This window comes from Streptomyces sp. NPDC045899 (genome assembly GCF_056431485.1).
In genome coordinates, this window is the sequence record NZ_JBWKKP010000043.1 from 15,762 (window position 1) to 37,686 (window position 21,925).

The following is a 21,925-nucleotide window of genomic DNA, read 5'->3' on the forward strand; positions in this document are numbered from 1 at the left end:
CAATAAGAGAAGGTGGTCCCTTGAGCCGCTCGGTTCTCGTCACCGGAGGCAACCGCGGCATCGGCCTCGCCATCGCGCGTGCCTTCGCCGACGCTGGCGACAAGGTCGCCATCACCTACCGGTCCGGTGAGCCGCCGGCCGGGTTCCTCGCGGTGAAGTGCGACATCACCGAGCCCGAGCAGGTCGAGCAGGCCTACAAGGAGATCGAGGAGAAGCACGGCCCGGTCGAGGTCCTGATCGCCAATGCCGGGATCACCCGCGACCAGCTGCTGATGCGGATGACGGAGGAGGACTTCTCCGCCGTCCTCGACACCAACCTCACGGGCACCTTCCGCGTGGTCAAGCGGGCCAACCGCGCCATGCTGCGCGCTCGCAAGGGCCGTGTCGTACTGATCTCCTCCGTCGTCGGACTGCTGGGCGCGGCGGGACAGGCCAACTACGCGGCCTCCAAGGCGGGCCTGGTGGGCTTCGCCCGTTCCCTCGCCCGTGAGCTGGGCTCGCGCAACATCACCTTCAACGTGGTAGCGCCCGGTTTCATCGACACCGACATGACGCGCGCGCTCAGCGACGAGCAGCGCGAGGGCATCGTGCAGCAGGTGCCGCTCGCCCGCTACGGACAGCCCGAGGAGATCGCCGCGGCGGTCCGCTTCCTGGCCTCCGACGAGGCCGCGTACATCACTGGAGCCGTCATCCCTGTCGACGGCGGATTGGGCATGGGTCACTGAACGTCATGAGTGGAATTCTCGCCGGTAAGCGCATCCTGGTCACGGGCGTCATCACCGAGGCCTCCATCGCCTTCCACGCCGCGAAGCTGGCCCAGGAGGAGGGCGCCGAGGTCATCCTCACCGGCTTCGGCCGGGTCTCCCTCGTCGAGCGGATCGCCAAGCGGCTGCCCAAGCCCGCCCCCGTGATCGAGCTGGACGTCCAGAACCAGGAGCAGCTCGACGGGCTGGCCGACAAGGTGCGCGAGCACCTCGGCGAGGGCGTCGACCTCGACGGTGTGGTGCACTCCATCGCCTTCGGCCCCCAGGGCGCCTTCAACTTCCTCGAGGGCAGCTGGGAGGACGTCTCCACCGCGGTACAGGTCTCGGCGTACAGCCTCAAGGCGCTCACCATGGCCTGCCTGCCGGTCATGCCGCGCGGCGGCTCGATCGTCGGCATGACCTTCGACGCGCAGTTCGCCTGGCCGAAGTACGACTGGATGGGCGTGGCCAAGGGAGCCCTGGAGGCGACCAACCGCTACCTCGCCCGTGACCTGGGCGCGAAGAACGTGCGCTGCAACCTGGTCTCGGCCGGGCCCATCAAGTCCATGGCCGCGAAGTCCATCCCGGGCTTCGAGGAGCTCGCGGACGTGTGGAACCACCGCGCCCCGATCGGCTGGGACCTCACCGACCCCGAGCCCGCCGGGCGTGGCGTCGTCGCCCTGCTCTCGGACTGGTTCCCGCGCACCACGGGCGAGATCGTGCACGTCGACGGCGGTGTGCACATGATGGGCGCCTGAGCCCGTCCCGTAGCGCATCGCACGGCATGACGGCCGTCGCCCCGCCTCCCGCACCGCGCGGGAGGCCGGGGCGGCGGCCGTCCGGCGCACCGGGGCGTTAGCCCGAACGGGCGCGCCGGACGGGCGTCCGGGTGGTGCTCCGCGCACGGTGGATTGCGTACGAGGACGAACGTACGAGGACGACGACGTACGACGAACCGACTCCCGGAGCGACAGCACGGCCGAGGAGGTCCCGCCATGCGTACGACCAGGCGCGTCGCCGCCGCAGTCCTGATCGTCGCACTGGCCGGATCCACCGTCGTCGCCTCCCGCTCCGCCGCCCTGGAACGCCCCCGCACCGCCGCGTGCAGCACCTGGGTGAACGGTTCGCACGCCACGGCGAGCTGCTACAACCCCAATCCGCGCGCGGACCGGGTGCAGCTGCACGTCGAATGCGCCCGCTGGTGGGATCCGGACATGGATGCCCGCCCGGTCGAGGTCGGCCCGGCCCAGCACGTACGGCTCGCCGAGCGGTGCTGGAAGGAGATCCGCAAGGCGTGGGTGAGTCACCGCTGACGGTGGACTGCGGAAGGGTGCGGCGGGCGCGGCCCGACGGCCGCTCCGGAAGCGTGCGGCAGGCGGGTCAGCCGCCGGTGAGCTGACGGCAGCCGAACGGATGCGTGCTCGCCTCGGCCGCCGCCCGCTCGCCGTCCCGCTCCCGGATCGCCTCCACCAGCCGTGCGTGGTCCACATGCAGCTCCGGCCGCATCGCGCCGTCCACGTCCGCCCGCAGGAAGTCCCGCACCACCGCGCCCAGGTCCGCGTACAGCTCGGCCAGGACGGGGTTGTGGGAGGCGGCCACCACCGCCATGTGCAGGGTCGCGTCCGCCTCGACGAACGCCTCCAGATCGCCCGACTCCCAGGCCCGCTCCCGCCGGTCCAGCTGGGCGTCCAGCCCCTTCATGTCCTGCGCGGTGCGGCGCTCGGCGGCCAGCCGCGCCGCCTTCGTCTCCAGGGCGCTGCGCAGCTCGGCCACGTGCTGCGGATCGGCGGCGGCGAAACGGCGGTGCATCACCCCGGCCAGCTCACTGGTGGTCAGGACGTAGGTGCCCGAGCCCTGCCGGATGTCCAGCAGACCGTTGTGGGCGAGCGCGCGCACCGCCTCGCGCACGGTGTTGCGGGCCACGCCCAGCTGCTCGACCAGCTCGGGTTCGGTGGGGATCCGCGAGCCGACCGGCCACTCGCCCGAGGTGATCTGGGCACGCAGCTGGGCGATCACCTGATCGGCGAGGACGGAGCGCTGGGGCGAGGTCAGCGGCATGACTCTCCTGTGCCTGGGGCGGGGAAGCGGGCACTTCCATGATGCCGCCCTGCCGTCACGGGGCGGTCATCATCAACTGGACAGGTATTCATCCCATCATTCTATGATGGGCCACATGCCAGCACGCGACGACCTCACCACCCTCGACAGCCCTCCGGCTGCCACCCGCACCATCCCGGAGCCCGCGGCCCGCGCCACCGGTTCCCCCTGGCGCGGACGTCTCCTGGTCGTCGGACTGCTGCTCGCCGCCCTCAACCTCCGGCCCGCCGTCACCAGCCTCGGCCCGCTGCTCGAAGAGGTCCGTGACGACCTCGGCATGAGCGGCACCGTCGCCGGGTTCCTCACCTCCGTGCCGGCCGTCTGCTTCGCGCTCTTCGGGCTCACCGCACCCCGGCTGGCCCGGCGCTGGGGGCCCGGCGCCGTCGTCTGCGCCGGACTCGTCGCGATCACCACGGGTCTGGTGCTGCGCCCCTTCGCGGGTGGCACCCCGGCCTTCCTGGGCGCCAGCGCGCTCGCGCTGGCGGGTATCGCGGTCAGCAACGTCCTGATGCCCGTGATCGTCAAGCGCTGGTTCCCCGACCGGGTGGGCGCGATGACCGGTCTGTACTCCATGGGTCTCTCGCTCGGCACCGCCGCCGCCGCGGCGGCCACCGTTCCCATGACCACCGCGCTGGACGTCAGTTGGCGGGCCGGACTCGGAGTGTGGGCGCTGCTCGCCGCGATCGCGCTGGTGCCCTGGCTGTTCCTCGCCCGTGACCGCGGGAAGGACGCGGGGGAGACACGGGGCGCCGGGGATGCGGCAGCGGGCTCCGCCACGTCCCAGCCGTCGACCGCGGACGGGGCCGGGACGGCCGGACGGCAGCGGCCCATCACCCGCAGCCCCATCGCCTGGGCGATGGCCGTCTTCTTCGGCCTCCAGGCCACCGCCGCGTACATCACGATGGGCTGGATGCCGCAGATCTTCCGGGACGCGGGCGTCTCGGCCTCCACCGCCGGGGTGCTGCTGGCCGTGATCATGGCCATGGGGGTGCCGCTGTCGTTCGTCCTGCCGCCGATCGCCGCCCGGCTGCGCCACCAGGGCGTACTGGCCGTGATCCTCGGGGTCTTCGGGCTCAGCGGCTACACCGGGCTCTATCTGGCCCCGGCGGAGGGCGCCTGGGCCTGGGCCCTGCTGCTGGGCGTCGCCAACTGCGCCTTCCCGCTGGCACTCACCATGATCGGAATGCGGGCGCGGACCAGCGCGGGTGTGGTCCGGCTGTCCGCCTTCGCCCAGAGCACCGGCTATCTGCTGTCCATACCGGGCCCCCTGCTGGTCGGTGTGCTCTACCAGCACAGCGGCGGCTGGGGACTGCCGATCGCGCTGATGGCCGCGCTGATGGTGCCGCAGATCGTGGCGGGTGTGCTGGCCGGGCGCAACCGCATCCTCGAGGACGAGGTCTGACCCGCACGCCCGAGGACGGGGTCCGACCGGCATCGACGCATACGAGCCCCGACCGTGCCCCCGGTCCTGGCCCCCGGACCGGGGGTGGGACACTCGGAGCATGCCTGTGCTCGATGAGAACCCCCCGGACGGCCAGAAGAAGCTGCTGATCATCCTCGGCGTGATGCTCGGCATCACCGTGGTCATCGGTGTGGTCGCCACCATCGTCTCGCCCTGACGGAAGGGCCTTTGGGGCACGAGGGACCCGTGCGGCGGCGCCCGGAGCGCCGGGGTGGGGCTAGCACCACCATCCCCTAGGGGGCCAGGGTCAGGGGTAAGTGGGTGGATCACCGGATGGGAGCGCCCGCGCCCGCTCCGTAGGGTCGGAGCATCCGACGCACCGCTCCCCGATCCGCTGTTCCGGAGGCGATCCCCATGCCCGCCCGCAGCCACACCCGGCCCGTCCCTCCGGTGCACAGCGGCGTGGAGATACGGCTGCCGTGGTGGGCCATCGCGCTGCCCGCCATCGCCTTCGCCGCGCTGCTGCTTCTGCTCACCGGGCCCACCGACGCCCACGCGGCCGCCGACCCGGGCGCGGTCTCGCAGGTCCTGGGGCTGGTGCGGCAGGTCGCCCTGCACGACGCGGGATGATCGCCGGAGCCGTGGCGATCTTCCACGCCCGCCACCGGCCCGTGGTTGCTCACCTTTGATCAGGTCGTTCCCGCACCCTGCGCCTGGACCACTGTTTCATGCGAAGCTGGGACGCATGAGCGTCGATGTGCCCCGCAGGATTGTGCTTCTCCGACACGCCAAGGCCGATTGGCCCCAGGTGGCAGACCATGACCGGCCGCTCGCAGAGCGCGGTCGCAAGGACGCCCCGATCGCCGGGCGACGGCTCGCCGAAGCCGGACTCACCCCCGAACTCACCCTGTGCTCCACGGCCGTACGCACCCGCGAGACCTGGAAGCTGGTCGTCCACGAGCTTCCCCAGCGCCCCAAGACCGTCTACGAGGACCGTCTGTACGACGCCTCGCTCGGTGAGCTGCTCGCGGTGCTCAACGAGACCTCCGACGACGTCACCGATCTGCTGGTCGTCGGCCACAACCCCGGGATGCACGCCCTCGCCGACGCCCTCGCGGGCGAGGCCGAGCAGGGCACCCGGGAGCGGATGTCCCGCTCCGGCTTCCCCACCTCCGGATTCGCGGTGGTGACCTTCAGCGGCTCCTGGAAGTCCGTCGAGCACGGCGTCGGCCGCCTCACCACCTTCTGGGCGCCCCACGAGTGAGCCACCGCCGAGTGAGCCACCCCCGCGCGTGAGCCGCCACCGGCCCCCGCCCCGCCGTCGGAGGACGGGGCGGGGGCCGAAACCCGTCCGACCGCCCCTGACGCCTCTGAGGTCCCTCGCGGCCGGTCAGTCCACGTGGGCGTCGGCCGCCTCGACCTCTTCGCGGGTCACGCCCAGCAGATACAGCACGGCGTCCAGGAACGGCACGTTCACCGCCGTGTGCGCGGCCTTCCGCACCACCGGCTTGGCGTTGAAGGCCACCCCGAGCCCGGCCGCGTTGAGCATGTCCAGGTCGTTGGCGCCGTCGCCGATCGCCACGGTCTGCACCAGCGGCACCCCGGCCTCGGCCGCGAAGCGCCGCAGCAGCCGTGCCTTGCCGGCCCGGTCCACCACCTCGCCGATCACCCGGCCGGTCAGCTTGCCGTCGACGACCTCCAGGGTGTTGGCGGAGGCGAAGTCCAGCCCCAGCCGCTCCTTGAGGTCGTCGGTGACCTGGGTGAAACCGCCGGAGACCACGCCCACCTGGTAACCGAGCCGCTTCAGGGTGCGGATCAGCGTACGGGCGCCGGGCGTCAGCCGGACCTCCGCGCGCACCTTGTCCACCACGGACTCGTCGATGCCCTTCAGCAACGCCACACGCGCGTGCAGCGACTGCTCGAAGTCCAGCTCACCGCGCATCGCACGGGCCGTGACCTCGGCGACCTCGGCCTCGCACCCCGCGTGCGCCGCGAAGAGCTCGATCACCTCGTCCTGGATCAGCGTCGAGTCCACGTCCATCACCACCAGCCGTTGCGCCCGGCGCTGGAGCCCCGACGCCACGACCGCCACATCGACCCCGATGTCCGCGGCCTCGGTGGCCAGCGCGGTGCGCAACGGCTCCGTCTCGGCGCCGGACACCTCGAACTCCACGGCGGTCACGGGGTACTTCGCCAGCCGGAAGATCCGGTCGATGTTGCCGCCGGTCCCGGTGATCCGGGAGGCGACGGCCGCGGCGGCCTCGGCGGTCAGCGGATGGCCCAGCACGGTGACGTGCGACCGTCCGGTGCCGCGCGGCCGGTTGTCACCCCGGCCGGAGATGATCTCCGCCTGCATCCGCATGGACTCGGCCCAGCTGTGCACGGTGGCCCGCAGGTCCCCCTCCGTGCCGTCACCGGCCGTCGGGGCGGTGACCAGGACGCACAGCACGATGCGGCCCCGGGTGACGACCTGCTCTATATCGACTATGTCCACGTCGTAGGCGGCGAGGGTGTCGCAGAGCCCGGCGGTGATACCGGGGCGGTCCTTGCCGAAGATCTTGACGAGGAGCGTGGGGACATCGTCGCCCGGAACGGCGGTGGCAGGTGGCATCTGCGGTGTGCTCATGGTCTTCCCACCGTATCCGGCCGCCGGTGGGGTGCGCGCGGCAGCCCGACTGCTGGACAGCGGCCCGGCGCCCGACGTTCACACCCCGGCCGCCCCGGCGTCACCCCGATGTCGCCCCGGGCCCCGGCTCCGCCCCTGCCGCGCTCCGGGCCCGCGGTGTCGCCCAGCGGCCCGCCGCGCCCGTGGCGCGGGCGATCAGGGCGCCGAGGGCACCTGACACCGCGCCCCAGGCCGCTCCCAGGAGCAGGGCGAACGGCACGCTGCCGTGCAGTTCCAGCCCGGCGCCGAAGGCGTCGAAGCCGAACACCGACAGGCTCGCGCCCGCCGACACCCCGGTCAGCCGGACCAGCAGCGCCAGCACCGGGGCGGTCACCAGTCCGAGCCACAGGGCGCAGCTCCCCGCAGCCGCGCCGAGCGTCCGGCGTCCGGTGCCCCCGGCGGGTGTGCGGACCGCCGTCAGCACCCCGGCCACGAGCATCATCAGCACGCTCGCCACCACCAGCAGCCACACCTCACCGTCCAGTTCGGCCAGCCGCCCCACCGTGATCGGCTCATCGCCGCGTCCGGTGAGCAGTTCACCGAAGGGGTCGGGCAGCACCCGCACCAGTGCACCGGTCACACTGCCGTGCCAGGGCACGAACAGTCCCAGCGCGGTGCCCAGCCACACCCCGTTGGGGGCGGTGAGCAGCGCCGTGCCGAGCACCAGCCGGGGGTGGTCGTCACGGGCGGCGGCGTAGACCGACACCGCGAGTCCGGCCACCACCGCGAGCACCAGCACCGCGCACAGCGCGGACATCGCGGGCCGGACCGTACGGTGCAGCGCCTCCGCGCCCGGCGGGAGCGGCGTACGGCGCGAGACGAGCAGCGCGAGCAGCAGTACGGCCACGATCCACACGGCACCGCCCAGCAGTGAGCGCCCGGCCTCCACCGTGAAGCCGACGGACGCCTTGGCGTCGACGAGTCCGCTGATCCGGTCCGGCAGCAGTCCGGCGCCGATCTCCCCGAGATCGCCCAGCTCGTCGGGGAGCCGGTCCAGCAGCTCCCGCTCCGCGCGGCGGCCGAGTTCGTCCAGACCGAGCTCCGCGCCGTCGATCGTGATCGTATCGTTGCCCACCCAGGTGAGCCCGGTGAGCAGCAGCAGGAAGACGACGACCACCAGACCCGCCCGCAGGGCGAGTTCGGCCCCCGGTACGGTCGCCCCCGCGGTGCGCAGCGAACGCAGAAACACCCATCCCAGCAGCAACGCTCCGACCAGGCTCAACCCAAGTGGCGCGATATCGATGGCGCTATGGGCTTCGGCGCCTTTCAGTCCGAACGTCTCGATATCTCCGGACGGACTCACCGTGCCACCGAGCGCGAGCACCATCGCCGCGGCGGTCATGGGGCCGAGCGCCCCGGCGCCGTCGGCCCCGGTCAGATGCAGACCGAGCGCCGCGATCCCCGCCATTGCCAGAAAGGCCCAGCTCACCGCCGCGACGGCGGTGAGCAGCGCATGCCCCCAGGGCATGCGGCGGCGGTCGCTCGCGCTCATGCCCTCGACTCCTCAACGATGCGAGTTGCCCGGATAACCCATGATCTGCACTATCCGTCAGCGCCTACCACTTTCCGGGGGCCTTTCGGATGAGTCGGCGGTGTCCCGGACACGGTCTTGTCAAAACCCGACTTCCGGTTCAGGGACTGAGCCTGAAATAGTTCCTCACGATGTTCGCCATCCCTAGACTCCCTCTAGCGCAGGGGGTACCTCGGGGGACAAGTAGTGGGGCATGGAGTGCCGGAACTCGTACTGGAATTGAACGGACAGACCTGGACGCTTGACCCGTCCAGGTCATACAGCCTGGGGCGCGACCCGCAGGGCGACATGGTGCTGGACGACGCGAGAGTCTCCTGGCGGCATGCCACCGTGCGGTGGGGTGGGCGTAGTTGGGTCATTGAGGACCAGGGCAGTACCAACGGCACCTATGTGCAGGGCCAGCGCGTCCAGCAGATGGAAATCGGCCCCGGTTCGGCCGTCCACCTGGGCAATGCGACCGACGGTCCGCGGCTGAGCATCTCCGGCGCCGGAGCGGGCGCCGCACCGGCGGGCGGGCCGGGGGTGCACGGCCGGCAGGCCGGTGGTCAGCAGGGCGCGATGGGCGTGCCCCAGCAGGCCGCGATGCCTCCGGCCCAGCAGCCACAGCAGCCCCCGGCTCAGCAGCAGCCTCAGGCGCCGCAGCAGCCTCAGGCGCAGCCGCAGCAGCCCGGCCCCGGCTGGCCGCAGCAGGGCGGCCAGCAGCCGCCCCAGGGCTGGCAGCAGCCGCAGACACCGCCGCAGCAGCCCTTCATCCCGCAGCAGCAGGCCCCGCAGCAGCAGGCTCAGCAGCCGTCGGCCCCGCACCAGCAGGTTCCGCCGCAGCAGGTGCCCGCCTCCGGCCCCACCGGTCCGGTGCCCGCCCAGGGCGACCGCAGCCCGACCACCTTCCACCAGGTGGCCGTCGGCCGGGTGATGCGCATCGGCCGTGCGCTGGAGAACGAACTGGTCGTCTCCGACCTCCAGGTCTCCCGCAACCACGCGGAGTTCCGGGCCCTGCCCGACGGCCGCTTCGAGATACGCGACCTCGGCAGCCACAACGGTACGTACGTCAACGGCCAGCCGGTCCGGCAGCAGATCATCGGCCCTGCCGACACCGTCGGCGTCGGCCACTCCACCTTCCGGCTGGTCGGCGACCGCCTCGAGGAGTTCGTCGACACCGGTGAGGTTTCCTTCTCGGCCCGCCACCTGACGGTCACCGTCGACGGCGGCAAGCAGATCCTGAAGGACGTCTCCTTCAGCGTTCCCGAGAAGTCGCTCGTCGCGGTCATCGGCCCGTCCGGCTCCGGTAAGTCCACGCTGCTCAAGGCGCTCACCGGCTACCGCCCCGCCAACCAGGGCGATGTCCTCTACGACAACCGGAACCTCTACAAGCAGTTCGCCGAGCTGCGCCAGCGCATCGGTCTGGTGCCGCAGGACGACATCCTGCACAAGGAGCTGACCGTCCAGAAGGCCCTGCGGTACGCGGCCAAGCTGCGGTTCCCCGGTGACACCGCGGAGGCCGAGCGCGAGGCCCGGATCGACGAGGTGCTGCGCGAGCTGAAGCTGGACATCCACCGGGACAAGAAGGTCACCTCGCTCTCCGGCGGTCAGCGCAAGCGTGTCTCGGTCGCGCTGGAGCTGCTCACCAAGCCGTCGCTGATCTTCCTGGACGAGCCCACCTCGGGTCTGGACCCGGGCATGGACCGCGATGTGATGCAGCTGCTGCGCGGTCTGGCCGACGACGGCCGCACCGTGCTGGTGGTCACCCACTCGGTGGCCGAGCTGGCGCTGTGCGACAAGCTCCTGGTGATGGCGCCCGGCGGTGCGGTCGCCTACTTCGGCCCGCCGGACGAGGCGCTCAACTTCTTCGGCTACGACACCTGGGCGGATGTGTTCTCCGCGTTCGAGAACTACCGCGACTACGACTGGGCGGGCCGCTGGCGCGGTTCGCAGCACTACCAGATGTACGCCGCCGACCTGGACTCGGTCGCCCCGCAGTCGGTCCACGTCCAGCGGCCACCGACCCGGGTGCAGAAACCGCAGAGCTGGGGTTCCCAGCTGTGGACGCTGATCCGCCGGTATCTGTCGGTGATCGGCTCCGACAAGGGCTTCATGGGACTGATGGTGATCCTGCCCGCGGTGCTGGGCTCGGTGAGCGTCGTCATTCCCGCGAAGTTCGGCCTGCAATTCGCGCCGAAGGGCTCGTTCAATCAGGCCGCCGGGACGATTCTGCTGATTCTCGTGGTCGGCATGTGCTTCACCGGAGCGGCCAACTCCGTACGAGAACTCATCAAGGAACGGGTGATCTACGAACGGGAACGGGCCGTCGGCCTCTCCCGCTCCGCGTATCTGATGTCCAAGGTGATCGTGCTCGGCGTGATCACCGCCCTGCAGGGCGTCATCATCTGTGCCATCGGTCTGTCGACGCGCAAGATGCCCAGCGAGGGGCTGCTGATGCCGCCGGCCGCCGAGATCTGCCTGGCCGTGATCGCGATCGGTTTCACCTCGATGATGTTCGGCCTGGTCATCTCCGCGCTGGTGAAGACGGCCGAGAAGACCATGCCGCTGCTGGTCATGTTCGCCATCGTGCAGGTGGTCTTCACCGGTGTGCTGTTCAAGATCTTCGGTTCGCCGGGTGTCGAGCAGTTCGCATGGCTGATGCCGTCCCGCTGGGCCGTCGGCGCGGCCGGCGCCACCCTGGACCTCGGTCCCGGCTCCGGCCACATGATGGCCCCCTGGGACGGCAAGAAGCCCGATGACCTGGACCCGCTGTGGGAGCACACCACCACGCAGTGGGGGATCGACATGGTCGTGCTGATCGTTCTCGGTATCGCCTGCGGCTTCCTGGTCGCGCGGCTGCTGCGCCGCCATGAGCCGGAGGTCATGCGCAAGTAACGGAGCGTCGCGGCCCCTGTGGCCGCGCCGCCCGGCGACCGCGCCCGGACATGCCCGAAGGGCGGCGGCACCCCTCGCACACAGAGGGTGCCGCCGCCCTTCGGCGTTCATACGCCGGGCGTCACGCGTCAGGCGTCATACGCCGGGCTCGGTACGTACCGTCGTCGGCTCAGTACGGGCCGTTGACGTTGTCCATGGAGCCGTACCGGTCGGCCGCGTAGTTGCACGCGGCGGTGATGTTCGCGACCGGGTCGTAGGCGTCCCAGGCGGTGCCCTCGACGTGGTAGGCCTTGAAGGTCGGGGCTATGACCTGGAGCAGACCCTTGGAGGGCACGCCGTTCTGGGCGTTGATGTCCCAGTTGTTGATGGCGCGCGGGTCGCCGCCGGACTCACGGATGATGTTGCGGTGGATGCCCTCGTAGGAGCCGGGGATGCCCTTCTCCTTCATGATGTCGAGGGACTCGCGGATCCACCCGTCGAGGTTGTTCGGGTATTCCTTCTTCTTCTTTTCCTTGGCCTCGGCGACCGGCACGGCGCGGGCGGCGGAGCGGCTCGCGGCCTCCTTGGCCTCGCGCTCCTTGGCGGCCTTGGCCTCGGCCGCCTTCTTCGCCGCAGCGGCCTCGGCGGCCTTCTTCTCGGCGGCGGCGTCCTTGGCCTGCTTGCTGGCCAGGTCGGTCTGCTTCTTCAGGGTGTCCTGCTGGGTCTCGTGCGAGTCCCACGCGACCGTCTTGGCCGGGGCGTCCTGGGCGGTCGTCGAAGCGTCCGCGTCACCGCCGGGGACAACGGTGAAGGCGAGCGCTGCGGCACCCGCGGCGGCGATACCGGCGGCGGAGTACTTGTGCGTCTTGGTCAGTCGGTTGTAGCCGGGGATGCTGGGGAGGGGCATGGCGGAGTAGACCTCTTCCAATCGCTTTGTGTCGCAGGCCGAATCGGCGCCTGGTGCGCCGTTTCTCGATCTACGGCGCCGCGCGACTGGGAAATTCTTAGCGGTCGCAAAAACTTGTGGCAAAGGTGTGACGTACGATCCTCCTTAGTGGATACGTAGACCGTCCCTGCCGGGGCGAGCGCGCGTAGTCCCCGCTCACACCGCTTTAAAACATCCACTAACCTCGTTCGTAAGTGATATAGGTCCTGTGTCCGGGCTCACATTGCGGACCCTCTCATATGGCGCGGTGTGCCCGAGCAAATGCGCTCGGTGTTCGCTTTTCAGGCCCGAATTTCAGCCTCTCCGGCGGTGCGCTGTGCGCCGTTCGCCCTAGGGCTGAGGTCTTAATCAATGGCCTCCGACCGGCCGATACGAACCCTCTCGGGCCGCCGGTACGGTGAGCCCATGACCGACGGAGCGGGTGGGGGAGCGGGGGCCGGACTGGCCCGTGTCAGCGGCGCGCTGCTCGCCATGAGCAGGCATCTGGAAGTCCGGGATGTCCTAAAGACGATCGTTGTGTCCGCGCGTGAGCTGCTTGACGCCGAGTACTCCGCGCTGGGGGTTCCGGACGACCATGGGGGTTTTGCCCAGTTCGTAGTAGATGGGGTCAGTGATGAGCAGTGGAAGGCCATCGGGCCGCTGCCGCGTCAGCACGGGATCCTCGCCGCGATGCTCAAGGACGCCACCCCCCAGCGACTGGCCGATGTGCGCCAGGACCCGCGGTTCGAGGGCTGGCCGGACTCACATCCGGACATGTCGGATTTCCTTGGACTTCCCATTGCAGATGGGGATGAAGTTCTCGGGGCCCTCTTTCTCGCGAACAAGCGCTGCCCCAAGCCGGAGGGCAGCTGCGGGTTCACCGAGAGTGACGAGGAACTGCTCGGCATCCTGGCCCAGCACGCCGCCATCGCCCTCACCAACGCCCGGCTGTACGAGCGCAGCCGTGAGCTGACCATCGCCGGGGAGCGCGCCAGGCTCGCCCATGAGCTGCACGACGCGGTCTCCCAGAAGCTCTTCTCGCTCCGGCTGACCGCCCAGGCCGCCACCGCCCTGGTCGACCGGGATCCGGTCCGCGCCAAGGAGGAGCTGCACCAGATCACCCTGCTCGCCGCCGAGGCCGCCGACGAGCTGCGCGCCGCCGTCGTGGAGCTGCGCCCCGCCGCCCTCGACGAGGACGGCCTGGTGGCCACCCTCCGCACTCAGATACAGGTCCTGGACCGCGCCCACTCCGCCCGCGTCACCTTCTCCGCACAGGGAGTGCGGGCGCTCCCCGCGGCCCAGGAGGAGGCGCTGCTACGGGTGGCCCAGGAGGCCCTGCACAACGCGCTGCGCCACGCCGACGCCCGGCACGTCGGGGTTTCGCTCATCCGGCAGGGCCAGGGCGCCCGGCTGCGGATCACCGACGACGGCAGCGGATTCGACCCCTCGGCCGTCCGTCGCGCGGGACGCCACCTCGGCCTGGTGTCGATGCGCGACCGCGCCGGTGGTGTCGGCGGGGCGATGACCGTGGACTCGGCGCCCGGTATGGGCACCGTGATCGAGATGGAGGTGCCCGGTGGCTGAGCCGGAACGCACGATTCGGGTGCTGCTCGTCGATGACCACCAGGTGGTGCGGCGCGGCCTGCGCACCTTCCTCGAGGTACAGGACGACATCGATGTGGTGGGGGAGGCCTCCGACGGGGAGGAGGGGATCGCCCGCGCCGAGGAGCTGCGCCCCGACGTCGTCCTCATGGATGTGAAGATGCCCGGCATCGACGGCATCCAGGCCCTGCGCACCCTGCGTGACCTCGACAACCCGGCCCGGGTGCTGGTCGTCACCAGCTTCACCGAGAAGCGCACCGTCGTACCCGCCCTGCGTGCGGGCGCCGCGGGCTATGTCTACAAGGACGTGGACCCCGAGGCACTCGCGGGCGCCATCCGCTCCGTGTACGCCGGGCATGTGCTGCTCCAGCCCGAGGTGGCGCTCGCCCTGCTCTCCCAGGAGGACTCCGGAGGCGGCCAGGGACGCGGTGGCACGCTCACCGAGCGGGAGCGCGAGGTGCTCGCGCTGATCGCCGACGGCCGGTCCAACCGGGAGATCGCCCGGGCGCTCGTGCTGTCCGAGAAGACCGTCAAGACGCATGTCTCCAACATCCTGATGAAGCTGGACCTCGCCGACCGGACCCAGGCCGCGCTCTGGGCGGTCCGGCATGGGATCGGAGCCTGAACGGATCATCCCTGATCGAACTCGAGCTATTGGCTTATGAATTCAGATCACCGCTGGGCTGATCTGACGCTGATACAGGAATGCCGTCGTTTCGTGCGGGATTCATACCGTCGGGTGTATGTCACCCGAACAGCGCAACTTGATCGGCGGGTCGGCGTTCTCCACGGCGTACTGCGGAGTTCCACCGCGGTGACACGCTATGGAGGGTTTTACACAGTGAAGAACATCAAGAAGCTCGCGGCCATCACCATCGCTGCCGGCGGTCTCGCCATGGCCGGTGCGGGTGTCGCCTCCGCCGACACCCCCCAGGCCGAAGGTGGAGCTGTGATGTCCCCCGGAGTCGTCTCGGGCAACAACGTCCAGGTGCCGGTCCGCGTGCCGGTGAACGCCTGCGGTGACACCATCACCGTCATCGGCGGTATGAACATGGCCATGCCGACCCCGTGCGTCGCCCAGTGACCATGGTTCACCGCACCATCGCGTGCTGAACCACCGACCGGCCCCGGAGGCATCGCCTCCGGGGCCGGTCGCCTGTCCGGGTCCGCGGTCCGCGGAGACTCCAGGCGGTCAGGAACCGCCCCGCTCCCGTTCCTCCACATACGCGTTGTACGCGGCCACCTGCGCCCGCCGCGCGGTGCGCTCCACCGGCCGCAGCGCCTCGGTCCGCGCCGCCATCTCGGACGCGCTCACCGCTCCGCCGTGCTCATGGGCGCCCCCGCCTGCCGTGTACGCGATGTCGATCAGCGCGCCCACCCGCTGCGCCAGCTCCAGCACCCGGATCGCCCGCGGCGGATAGCCCGGCGCCAGCACCTCGCGCCCGCCCTCCGCCCGCGCCCGGTACGCCTCCAGCGCCGCCTGGGCGACCGGCCCCGCCCCCGCCACGTTCAGCCGGGACAGCACCTCGGTGGCCTCCCGCAGCGCCTCGGCCAGCTCCCGCTCGGCCTCGCCCAGCGACGGCACGTCCGCGGGCGGTGCCTCCCGCACCGGCCGGCAGCGCCACACCACTTCGATGTGCTGGTCACCCTCGGGTCCCACCGCGGCCACCTCGGGCACCAGACCGAGCGCCACTCCGGTGGCGATCACCGCCTCGCCCGCGTCCAGCGCCTCCGCGTTGAACTCCGCGGGACCGCTCAGCCCCAGCGGATGCCCGGATCTCGGCAGCGCCACCCGCAGCCCCTCGGCCCCCAGCGCCCGCAGCCGTCCCAGCGCCAGTGTGAGACCGACCCCATCGGACTCGCCGGGGAGCCCGGCCACTCTGTGCGACGCGTCCTCACCCGCGATCCGCTGTGCGGCCTCATCGGGAGAGACAAGTCCGGCAAGTAGGGCATTTCCCCAGGCCGCGAGGCGCCCTGAACGTGGTTCATCGAGCATGGCACCAGCCTAAGGACTGGTACCGACAACGGGTGGCGTAGGTTTTCCCTGGGGGCTGCGTCCACAGGCGCACGCGACACTCGAGACTGCAATGGGAGACAACGCGCTCATGAGCGATGTTCTGGAGCTGGTGGACGTATCCGTGGTCCGCGACGGTCGGGCTCTGGTGGACGAGGTCTCCTGGTCGATCAAAGAGGGGGAGCGCTGGGTGATCCTCGGCCCCAACGGCGCCGGGAAGACCACCCTCCTCAACCTCGCCTCCAGCTACCTCTTCCCGAGCTCGGGCACCGCCACGATCCTCGGTGACCGCCTCGGCTCCGTCGACGTCTTCGAACTGCGCCCGCGCGTCGGCATGGCGGGCATCGCCATGGCCGAGAAGCTGCCGCGCAAGCAGACCGTGCTGGAGACCGTTCTCACCGCCGCCTACGGGATGACCGCCCACTGGCGCGAGGACTACGACGCCATCGACGAGAGCCGCGCCCGCGCCTTCCTGGACCGCCTCGGTATGACCGAGTACCTCGACCGGAAGTTCGGCACCCTCTCCGAGGGCGAGCGCAAGCGCACCCTGATCGCGCGCGCCATGATGACCGACCCCGAACTGCTGCTGCTCGACGAGCCCGCGGCCGGTCTGGACCTCGGCGGCCGCGAGGACCTCGTCCGCCGCCTCGGCCGCCTCGCGCGCGACCCGTACGCCCCCTCCATGATCATGGTGACGCACCACGTCGAGGAGATCCCGCCGGGCTTCACCCATGTGCTGATGATCCGCCAGGGCAAGGTGCTCACCGCGGGACCCGTCGAGACCGAGCTGACCTCCCGCAACCTCTCGCGCTGCTTCGGCCTCCCGCTGGTCGTGGAGACCAACGGCGGCCGCTGGACCGCGCAGGGCCTGCCCCTGGCCTGATGGCCTGATGTCCGCCCCCTGCGCCGGGTGTGCCCCGGCCAATTGATCTGTGCTCTGTCCCCGTCGCACCCCGGCAACTACCATGAACACGTGGATCCGTGGGTGTGGTGGCTGATCGCCGCCGTAGGTCTGGGCATTCCGCTCGTGCTGACCGCGATGCCCGAGTTCGGGATGGTCGCCGTCGGCGCGGTCGCCGGTGCCGTCACCGACGCGCTCGGTGGTGGTCTGGTCCTCCAGGTCGTCGTCTTCTGTGCGGTCTCGGTGGCGCTGGTCGCCGTAGTACGGCCGATGGCGCTCCGCAGCCGCCGGCAACAGCCCGGACTGCGCAGCGGGGTCGATGCGCTGAAGGGCCGTCAGGCAGTGGTGCTGGAACGTGTCGACGCCGGCGGCGACGGCCGGATCAAGCTGGCCGGTGAGATCTGGTCGGCCCGCTCGCTCGACCCCGACCAGGTGTACGAACCAGGGCAGCAGGTCGATGTGGTGGAGATCGACGGTGCCACGGCCGTCGTCATGTAGACGCCGTAGGCACCACGTCCGGCCAATGGCTGAGCGCCACTTGGTGGAGCTGCGGACCCGACCGCCGATCTGACAGACTCCACCTTCGGGAAGCGCCAGACCTGATCATCCCGACCAACCAGAGTCACGCATGAAGGGCACGGGGAGCCGCTGTGGAACCGATCATCATCGTCCTGATCATCCTGGTGGTGCTCGTCTTCATCGCACTGATCAAGACGATCCAGGTCATCCCGCAGGCCAGTGCCGCCATCGTCGAGCGCTTCGGACGCTACACCCGCACCCTCAACGCGGGCCTCAACATCGTCGTCCCGTTCATCGACTCCATCCGCAACCGCGTCGATCTGCGGGAACAGGTCGTGCCGTTCCCCCCGCAGCCGGTGATCACCCAGGACAACCTGGTGGTGAACATCGACACCGTCATCTACTACCAGGTGACCGACGCCCGCGCCGCCACCTATGAGGTCGCCAGCTATATCCAGGCGATCGAGCAGCTCACCGTCACCACCCTGCGGAACATCATCGGTGGCATGGACCTCGAGCGCACCCTGACCTCCCGCGAGGAGATCAACGCGGCGCTGCGCGGCGTCCTCGACGAGGCCACCGGCAAGTGGGGCATCCGCGTCAACCGTGTCGAGCTCAAGGCGATCGAGCCGCCGACCTCCATCCAGGACTCGATGGAGAAGCAGATGCGCGCCGACCGTGACAAGCGCGCGGCCATCCTCCAGGCCGAAGGTGTCCGGCAGTCCGAGATCCTGCGCGCCGAGGGTGAGAAGCAGTCCTCCATCCTCCGTGCCGAGGGTGAGGCCAAAGCCGCCGCACTGCGTGCCGAGGGCGAGGCCCAGGCGATCCGTACGGTCTTCGAGTCCATCCACGCCGGAGACCCGGACCAGAAGCTGCTCTCGTACCAGTACCTCCAGATGCTGCCGAAGATCGCCGAGGGCGACGCCAACAAGCTCTGGATCGTGCCCAGCGAGATCGGCGACGCCCTCAAGGGCCTCGGCGGCGCCATCGGCAACTTCGGTCCCATGGCCGGCGGTGGCAACGGCGGCGGCGCCCCCGCCCCCAGCGCCAAGACACCCGCCCCGCGCCGCGAGCAGCCCACGATCGACTGACACACCGAGGGGCCAACCCACCGCCGGAGGCGATGGGTTGGCCCCTCGGTGTGGGCAGCCTCAGGCGGGCAGCGCCAGCCACTCCGGCAGCCCGTCCCGCTCCGCCGCCCCCAGGGCCAGCAGCAGCGCATCGGACGGCGTGGGCTCGAACGGGGCCTTGAGCAGCCGCATCCCCGCCTGCTCCGGAGTCCGGTCCGCCTTGCGGTGGTTGTCCTCGGCGCACGAGGCCACCGTGTTCAGCCAGGTGTCCCCGCCCCCGCGCGACCGCGGCAGCACATGGTCCACGGTGGTGGCCCGGCGGCCGCAGTACGCGCACCGGTGCTGGTCCCGGACCAGCACACCCCGCCGCGACCACGGCGCCCGTCTTCGGAACGGCACCCGTACGTACCGGCAGAGCCGGATCACCCGGGGCACCGGAAGATCGACGTCAGCGGCCCTGATCCGCAGTCCGGGATGGGCGTGTTCGACCACGGCCTTGTCCTGGAGCACCAGCACCACGGCACGCCGCAGCGTCACCGTCGCCAGCGGCTCGAAGCTCGCGTTCAGAACCAGCGTCTCGCGCATCCCGACCACCCCCGCATCCCGGTGTCCCGGCCCGCCGCGACACGGGCGGGCCGGGATCAACTCTGGCCGGGAGCACGGCCGAGGACAACGCAATTTCGCGGCGTCAGCCCGCGGCCGGCACCTCGTACTCACCGATCAGCTGGGCACGTCCCAGCGTGTGGAAACGCAGGTTGAAGCCGACCACCGCGGGCGAGACCGCGGCGTCCGGGCCCAGCTTGTCGGAGTCCACCGCGTAGACCGTGAACACATAGCGGTGTGAACCGTCCCCGGGCGGCGGGGCCGCCCCGCCGAAGTCCCGGGTGCCGTAGTCGTTGCGTACGTGCACGGCGCCCGCGGGCAGTCCGGGGAAGTCACCGTTGCCCGCACCGGCCGGCAGCTCGGTGACGTTCGCCGGGATGTCGAAGAGCACCCAGTGCCAGAACCCGCTGCCCGTGGGCGCGTCAGGGTCGAAGCAGGTGACCGCGAAGCTCTTCGTCCCCTCCGGGAACCCCTCCCAGCGAAGGTGCGGCGAGGTGTTCCCCTCCGCCGCCACCTGGGCGGGTTTCAAGGTGCCCCCGGGCTCCACGTCATCACTCACCACGGTGAACGACGGCACCTGCGGATGGAAGTCATGGGGGAGCGGGCGCCGGTTCTGCTCGGACACGTCGAAACCTCCTGAAGGTCGCGCTGGATCAGCTGCGCGGCCAGCCTAACGAGACCGATGCCCGCGGTGCTGGCACCATGGCGCCCATGACCGGCCCGACCCCCGCCCTCTCCCTGAACCTCGACGGCGTGTCCGACAAGGACGGCCTCCTCGCCCGCTGCGCGCAGGACCTCCGGTTCCCCGACTGGTTCGGGCACAACTGGGACGCGCTCGCCGACTGCCTCACCGATCTGTCGTGGTGGGGCGAGGCCGGTGGCTACTTGCTGCATGTGCGGGGCTGGCCGGCCTTCCGCGACGCGGCCCCCGAGACCGCCGCCATCGCCTCCGACATCCTGGCCGACACGGTGGCGTACTGGGCCTCCCGCGGCACCCCGATGACCGTGCACTGCGCCGACGCCCTCTGAGCCGACGCGCCCTGAAACGCGCGGGGCGCGCACCGAGACGGATGCGGTGCGCGCCCCGTACGGGAACGGTGGAGGGCCGGGCGGCTCAGAACCAGCTGCGCTTGCCGCCGACCTCGGCGAGCCACTGGTTCAAGTAGGCGGCCCAGTCGGTCTCCTGGAAGGAGGCCAGGCTCACCGTGAAGGAGCGGAAGGAGTCGCTGCCCTCGGTGAACAGCCCCGGCTTCTTGTCCATCTCCAGCACGACGTCCATCTCGCGGTCGTCCGCGACGAAGGACAGCTCCACCTGGTTCAGGCCCCGGTACTGCTCGGGCGCGTAGAACTCGATCTCCTGGTAGAACGGCAGCCGCTGACGGGTGCCGCGGATGTGACCGCGCTCCAGGTCGGCGCTCTTGAAGCGGAAGCCGAGGGCGCCGAAGGCGTCCAGGATGGCCTGCTGGGCCGGGAGCGGATGCACATTGACCGGGTCCAGGTCGCCGGAGTCCACCGCGCGCGCGATCTGGAGCTCGGTGGTCACTCCCACGTTCATGCCGGTCAGATGACGGCCCAGGAAGGTGGTCACCGGGGTCTCCCACGGGATCTCCAGGCCGAACTGCACCGCGTGCACGGCGCCCGCCTGGACCTCGAAGGCCCCGCCCAGCTGCTGCCGGGTGAACTCGATGTCCTGCTTGTACTCCTGGTCATTGCCCTCGACCTCGACCCGTGCCTGCAGGCCGACGGAGAGTCCCTCGATCTGCTGCGCGACCGAGCCGCCCTGGATCCGGACCTCGCCCTGTACGACGCCACCCGGAACGACATTCTCCTCGGTCAGCACCGTCTCCACCGAAGCGCCACCGGCACCCAGACTCGCGAGCAGCTTCTTGAAGCCCATGTTCTCCCTCTCAAGGACACTGACCGTGTCCCCACTCGATCGCACTCGATCCCTGTTGAACCCTAGAAACGCGAAACAGCCAGCGGCGGTTCCGTCGGATCCACCCTCGCAGCGGACCGGTCCGGGTCCAACCACCGTGAGGTCTCCGTTCCACTACGCTCGGGCCGCGTGACTGCACGACCTGACCGTACGCCGCTCAGCCGGGGCTTCTTCGACCGGCCCGTCCTCGAGGTCGCGCCCGACCTCCTCGGACGGATCCTGGTGCGGCGCACCCCCGATGGACCGATCGAGGTGCGGCTCACCGAGGTAGAGGCGTACGCGGGACTCGCCGACCCCGGCTCACACGCCTACCGGGGCCGCACCGGGCGGAACGCCGTGATGTTCGGACCGCCGGGTCATGCGTACGTCTACTTCACCTACGGCATGTGGCACTGCCTGAACCTGGTCTGCGGCCCGGAGGGCACCCCGAGCGGGGTACTGCTGCGCGCGGCCGAGGTGCTGCACGGTCATGAGCGGGCCCATGAGCGACGGCCGAAGGCCCGCAACGATCAGGAGCTGGCCAGGGGCCCGGCCCGGCTGGCCACCGCACTGGGAGTGGACCGGCGGCTGGACGGTTCCGATGTCTGCGCGGGTCCCCACGGACCGATGGAGATCCTCACCGGCCGGCCCGCCCGCCCCGAGCAGGTGCTGAGCGGGCCCCGGACCGGGGTCGGCGGTGAGGGTGCCACCCACCCCTGGCGCTTCTGGATCGACGGCGAGCCCTCGGTCAGCCCGTACCGGGCGCACACCCCCCGCCGCCGGAATCCGACGAGCCGTCAGGTCGGAACTTGACTCCGTACCGGCGGACGCCTAACGTAGCCCGAGCCGCTTGAGACGGGCAGCGCTGTCACCACGACCATCAGGTCGGATGAGAGCAGTCCGGGAGCGGCCAACCACTACAGACGATTCCCATAACAGGGTCTCTTTTCGCTGTGCGAAATTATGACCTGGGACTCCGATTAGGAGCCCCGAGGGAAATCCGCTAAAGTAGTGATCACGCCGGAAGGCGCGAAACCCCGCTCCAACAGGGGGCCGGAAACGGAATTCGGACCGGAAACGGAACG

24 protein-coding genes are annotated in these 21,925 nt (G+C 70.5%); 16 read left to right on the forward strand and 8 right to left on the reverse strand.

What is annotated here, in order from left to right; translation table 11 throughout:
• Window positions 1–20: 20 nt before the first annotated feature.
• The 3 genes from fabG to AC07FT_RS35270 all read left to right on the forward strand — a co-directional run bounded on the left by fabG (window position 21) and on the right by AC07FT_RS35270 (window position 2,056).
• Window positions 21–725, forward strand: a complete 705-nt coding sequence (gene fabG / locus AC07FT_RS35260; RefSeq protein ID WP_479180222.1) for a 3-oxoacyl-[acyl-carrier-protein] reductase — start codon at window positions 21–23, stop codon at window positions 723–725.
• Window positions 726–730: 5 nt separating this feature from the next.
• Window positions 731–1,501 (forward strand): enoyl-ACP reductase FabI, encoded by a 771-nt coding sequence (gene fabI / locus AC07FT_RS35265; protein WP_254751905.1) that lies wholly within the window; start codon window positions 731–733, stop codon window positions 1,499–1,501.
• Window positions 1,502–1,738: 237 nt separating this feature from the next.
• Entirely contained in the window at window positions 1,739–2,056 is a 318-nt protein-coding gene (locus AC07FT_RS35270; RefSeq protein ID WP_471206869.1) for a hypothetical protein, read from the forward strand.
• A gap of 67 nt (window positions 2,057–2,123) precedes the next feature.
• On the opposite strand, the gene AC07FT_RS35275 is transcribed toward AC07FT_RS35270, so the two are convergent.
• Entirely contained in the window at window positions 2,124–2,801 is a 678-nt protein-coding gene (locus AC07FT_RS35275; protein ID WP_471206872.1) for a FadR/GntR family transcriptional regulator, read from the reverse strand.
• Between the two features lie 115 nt (window positions 2,802–2,916).
• On the opposite strand from AC07FT_RS35275, the gene AC07FT_RS35280 reads away from it, so the two are divergent.
• From AC07FT_RS35280 to AC07FT_RS35295, 4 genes are all read left to right on the forward strand, one after another.
• Window positions 2,917–4,242 carry a CynX/NimT family MFS transporter gene (locus AC07FT_RS35280; RefSeq protein ID WP_479180223.1) on the forward strand — a complete coding sequence of 442 codons (1,326 nt, stop codon included), beginning with the start codon at window positions 2,917–2,919 and terminating at the stop codon, window positions 4,240–4,242.
• Between the two features lie 100 nt (window positions 4,243–4,342).
• Window positions 4,343–4,459 (forward strand): SGM_5486 family transporter-associated protein, encoded by a 117-nt coding sequence (locus AC07FT_RS35285; protein WP_471206878.1) that lies wholly within the window; start codon window positions 4,343–4,345, stop codon window positions 4,457–4,459.
• A gap of 197 nt (window positions 4,460–4,656) precedes the next feature.
• Complete coding sequence (locus tag AC07FT_RS35290) at window positions 4,657–4,872, forward strand: hypothetical protein (protein ID WP_471206881.1); 216 nt, start codon at window positions 4,657–4,659, stop codon at window positions 4,870–4,872.
• A 115-nt stretch (window positions 4,873–4,987) separates the two neighbouring features.
• Entirely contained in the window at window positions 4,988–5,506 is a 519-nt protein-coding gene (locus tag AC07FT_RS35295) for a SixA phosphatase family protein (RefSeq protein WP_432014566.1), read from the forward strand.
• 126 nt (window positions 5,507–5,632) lie between these two features.
• Here AC07FT_RS35295 and serB read toward each other — a convergent pair whose 3' ends face one another.
• Window positions 5,633–6,868, reverse strand: a complete 1,236-nt coding sequence (gene serB / locus AC07FT_RS35300; protein ID WP_471206887.1) for a phosphoserine phosphatase SerB — start codon at window positions 6,866–6,868, stop codon at window positions 5,633–5,635.
• A 100-nt stretch (window positions 6,869–6,968) separates the two neighbouring features.
• Window positions 6,969–8,399, reverse strand: a complete 1,431-nt coding sequence (locus tag AC07FT_RS35305) for a streptophobe family protein (RefSeq protein WP_479180226.1) — start codon at window positions 8,397–8,399, stop codon at window positions 6,969–6,971.
• A gap of 225 nt (window positions 8,400–8,624) precedes the next feature.
• Here AC07FT_RS35305 and AC07FT_RS35310 point away from each other — a divergent pair, with 225 nt between their 5' ends.
• The gene (locus AC07FT_RS35310) at window positions 8,625–11,312 is read left to right on the forward strand and encodes an ABC transporter ATP-binding protein/permease (protein ID WP_479180227.1); all 2,688 of its coding nucleotides are present in this window, start codon (window positions 8,625–8,627) and stop codon (window positions 11,310–11,312) included.
• A 169-nt stretch (window positions 11,313–11,481) separates the two neighbouring features.
• Here the strand turns inward: AC07FT_RS35310 and AC07FT_RS35315 are convergent, their stop codons facing one another.
• On the reverse strand, window positions 11,482–12,198 hold the full coding sequence (locus AC07FT_RS35315) for a transglycosylase SLT domain-containing protein (RefSeq protein WP_479180229.1): 717 nt from the start codon (window positions 12,196–12,198) through the stop codon (window positions 11,482–11,484).
• Window positions 12,199–12,642: 444 nt separating this feature from the next.
• Here AC07FT_RS35315 and AC07FT_RS35320 point away from each other — a divergent pair, with 444 nt between their 5' ends.
• The 3 genes from AC07FT_RS35320 (at window position 12,643) to AC07FT_RS35330 (ending at window position 14,902) form a co-directional block, all read left to right on the forward strand.
• Entirely contained in the window at window positions 12,643–13,800 is a 1,158-nt protein-coding gene (locus AC07FT_RS35320; protein WP_479180230.1) for a GAF domain-containing sensor histidine kinase, read from the forward strand.
• Complete coding sequence (locus AC07FT_RS35325; protein WP_479180232.1) at window positions 13,793–14,443, forward strand: response regulator; 651 nt, start codon at window positions 13,793–13,795, stop codon at window positions 14,441–14,443. Before AC07FT_RS35320 ends, AC07FT_RS35325 begins: the two co-directional genes overlap by 8 nt.
• 216 nt (window positions 14,444–14,659) lie before the next feature.
• Entirely contained in the window at window positions 14,660–14,902 is a 243-nt protein-coding gene (locus AC07FT_RS35330; RefSeq protein ID WP_479180233.1) for a chaplin, read from the forward strand.
• 108 nt (window positions 14,903–15,010) lie between these two features.
• Here AC07FT_RS35330 and AC07FT_RS35335 read toward each other — a convergent pair whose 3' ends face one another.
• Window positions 15,011–15,814, reverse strand: coding sequence for a hypothetical protein (locus AC07FT_RS35335; protein ID WP_479180235.1), 804 nt, complete (start codon window positions 15,812–15,814; stop codon window positions 15,011–15,013).
• 109 nt (window positions 15,815–15,923) lie between these two features.
• On the opposite strand from AC07FT_RS35335, the gene AC07FT_RS35340 reads away from it, so the two are divergent.
• From AC07FT_RS35340 to AC07FT_RS35350, 3 genes are all read left to right on the forward strand, one after another.
• A complete protein-coding gene (locus AC07FT_RS35340; protein ID WP_432040264.1) occupies window positions 15,924–16,715 on the forward strand; it encodes an ABC transporter ATP-binding protein in 792 nt (263 codons plus the stop codon).
• 102 nt (window positions 16,716–16,817) lie between these two features.
• Complete coding sequence (locus AC07FT_RS35345) at window positions 16,818–17,231, forward strand: NfeD family protein (protein WP_479180240.1); 414 nt, start codon at window positions 16,818–16,820, stop codon at window positions 17,229–17,231.
• A 152-nt stretch (window positions 17,232–17,383) separates the two neighbouring features.
• Complete coding sequence (locus AC07FT_RS35350) at window positions 17,384–18,343, forward strand: SPFH domain-containing protein (RefSeq protein ID WP_479180236.1); 960 nt, start codon at window positions 17,384–17,386, stop codon at window positions 18,341–18,343.
• 60 nt (window positions 18,344–18,403) lie between these two features.
• Here the strand turns inward: AC07FT_RS35350 and AC07FT_RS35355 are convergent, their stop codons facing one another.
• Both AC07FT_RS35355 and AC07FT_RS35360 read right to left on the reverse strand, forming a co-directional pair.
• Window positions 18,404–18,907 (reverse strand): HNH endonuclease, encoded by a 504-nt coding sequence (locus tag AC07FT_RS35355; protein WP_254751870.1) that lies wholly within the window; start codon window positions 18,905–18,907, stop codon window positions 18,404–18,406.
• A 103-nt stretch (window positions 18,908–19,010) separates the two neighbouring features.
• Complete coding sequence (locus AC07FT_RS35360; RefSeq protein ID WP_479180237.1) at window positions 19,011–19,550, reverse strand: YbhB/YbcL family Raf kinase inhibitor-like protein; 540 nt, start codon at window positions 19,548–19,550, stop codon at window positions 19,011–19,013.
• Between the two features lie 86 nt (window positions 19,551–19,636).
• Between AC07FT_RS35360 and AC07FT_RS35365 the strand changes: the two genes are divergently transcribed.
• The gene (locus AC07FT_RS35365) at window positions 19,637–19,954 is read left to right on the forward strand and encodes a barstar family protein (protein ID WP_254751866.1); all 318 of its coding nucleotides are present in this window, start codon (window positions 19,637–19,639) and stop codon (window positions 19,952–19,954) included.
• Between the two features lie 85 nt (window positions 19,955–20,039).
• On the opposite strand, the gene AC07FT_RS35370 is transcribed toward AC07FT_RS35365, so the two are convergent.
• A complete protein-coding gene (locus AC07FT_RS35370) occupies window positions 20,040–20,822 on the reverse strand; it encodes a sporulation protein (protein ID WP_431773224.1) in 783 nt (260 codons plus the stop codon).
• Window positions 20,823–20,990: 168 nt separating this feature from the next.
• Here AC07FT_RS35370 and AC07FT_RS35375 point away from each other — a divergent pair, with 168 nt between their 5' ends.
• Complete coding sequence (locus AC07FT_RS35375; protein WP_479180239.1) at window positions 20,991–21,653, forward strand: DNA-3-methyladenine glycosylase; 663 nt, start codon at window positions 20,991–20,993, stop codon at window positions 21,651–21,653.
• Window positions 21,654–21,925 lie beyond the last annotated feature (272 nt).

Bases quoted from the DNA above. Each gene is read 5' to 3' on its own strand.
- AC07FT_RS35315 (WP_479180229.1), bottom strand. From the start codon at position 12,198: ATGCCCCTCCCCAGCATCCCCGGCTACAACCGACTGACCAAGACGCAC.
- serB (WP_471206887.1), bottom strand. From the start codon at position 6,868: ATGAGCACACCGCAGATGCCACCTGCCACCGCCGTTCCGGGCGACGAT.
- AC07FT_RS35320 (WP_479180230.1), top strand. From the start codon at position 12,643: ATGACCGACGGAGCGGGTGGGGGAGCGGGGGCCGGACTGGCCCGTGTC.
- AC07FT_RS35365 (WP_254751866.1), top strand. From the start codon at position 19,637: ATGACCGGCCCGACCCCCGCCCTCTCCCTGAACCTCGACGGCGTGTCC.
- AC07FT_RS35280 (WP_479180223.1), top strand. From the start codon at position 2,917: ATGCCAGCACGCGACGACCTCACCACCCTCGACAGCCCTCCGGCTGCC.
- AC07FT_RS35295 (WP_432014566.1), top strand. From the start codon at position 4,988: ATGAGCGTCGATGTGCCCCGCAGGATTGTGCTTCTCCGACACGCCAAG.
- fabI (WP_254751905.1), top strand. From the start codon at position 731: ATGAGTGGAATTCTCGCCGGTAAGCGCATCCTGGTCACGGGCGTCATC.
- AC07FT_RS35335 (WP_479180235.1), bottom strand. From the start codon at position 15,814: ATGCTCGATGAACCACGTTCAGGGCGCCTCGCGGCCTGGGGAAATGCC.
- AC07FT_RS35340 (WP_432040264.1), top strand. From the start codon at position 15,924: ATGAGCGATGTTCTGGAGCTGGTGGACGTATCCGTGGTCCGCGACGGT.
- AC07FT_RS35285 (WP_471206878.1), top strand. From the start codon at position 4,343: ATGCCTGTGCTCGATGAGAACCCCCCGGACGGCCAGAAGAAGCTGCTG.
- AC07FT_RS35290 (WP_471206881.1), top strand. From the start codon at position 4,657: ATGCCCGCCCGCAGCCACACCCGGCCCGTCCCTCCGGTGCACAGCGGC.
- AC07FT_RS35270 (WP_471206869.1), top strand. From the start codon at position 1,739: ATGCGTACGACCAGGCGCGTCGCCGCCGCAGTCCTGATCGTCGCACTG.
- AC07FT_RS35370 (WP_431773224.1), bottom strand. From the start codon at position 20,822: ATGGGCTTCAAGAAGCTGCTCGCGAGTCTGGGTGCCGGTGGCGCTTCG.
- AC07FT_RS35305 (WP_479180226.1), bottom strand. From the start codon at position 8,399: ATGAGCGCGAGCGACCGCCGCCGCATGCCCTGGGGGCATGCGCTGCTC.
- AC07FT_RS35355 (WP_254751870.1), bottom strand. From the start codon at position 18,907: ATGCGCGAGACGCTGGTTCTGAACGCGAGCTTCGAGCCGCTGGCGACG.
- AC07FT_RS35275 (WP_471206872.1), bottom strand. From the start codon at position 2,801: ATGCCGCTGACCTCGCCCCAGCGCTCCGTCCTCGCCGATCAGGTGATC.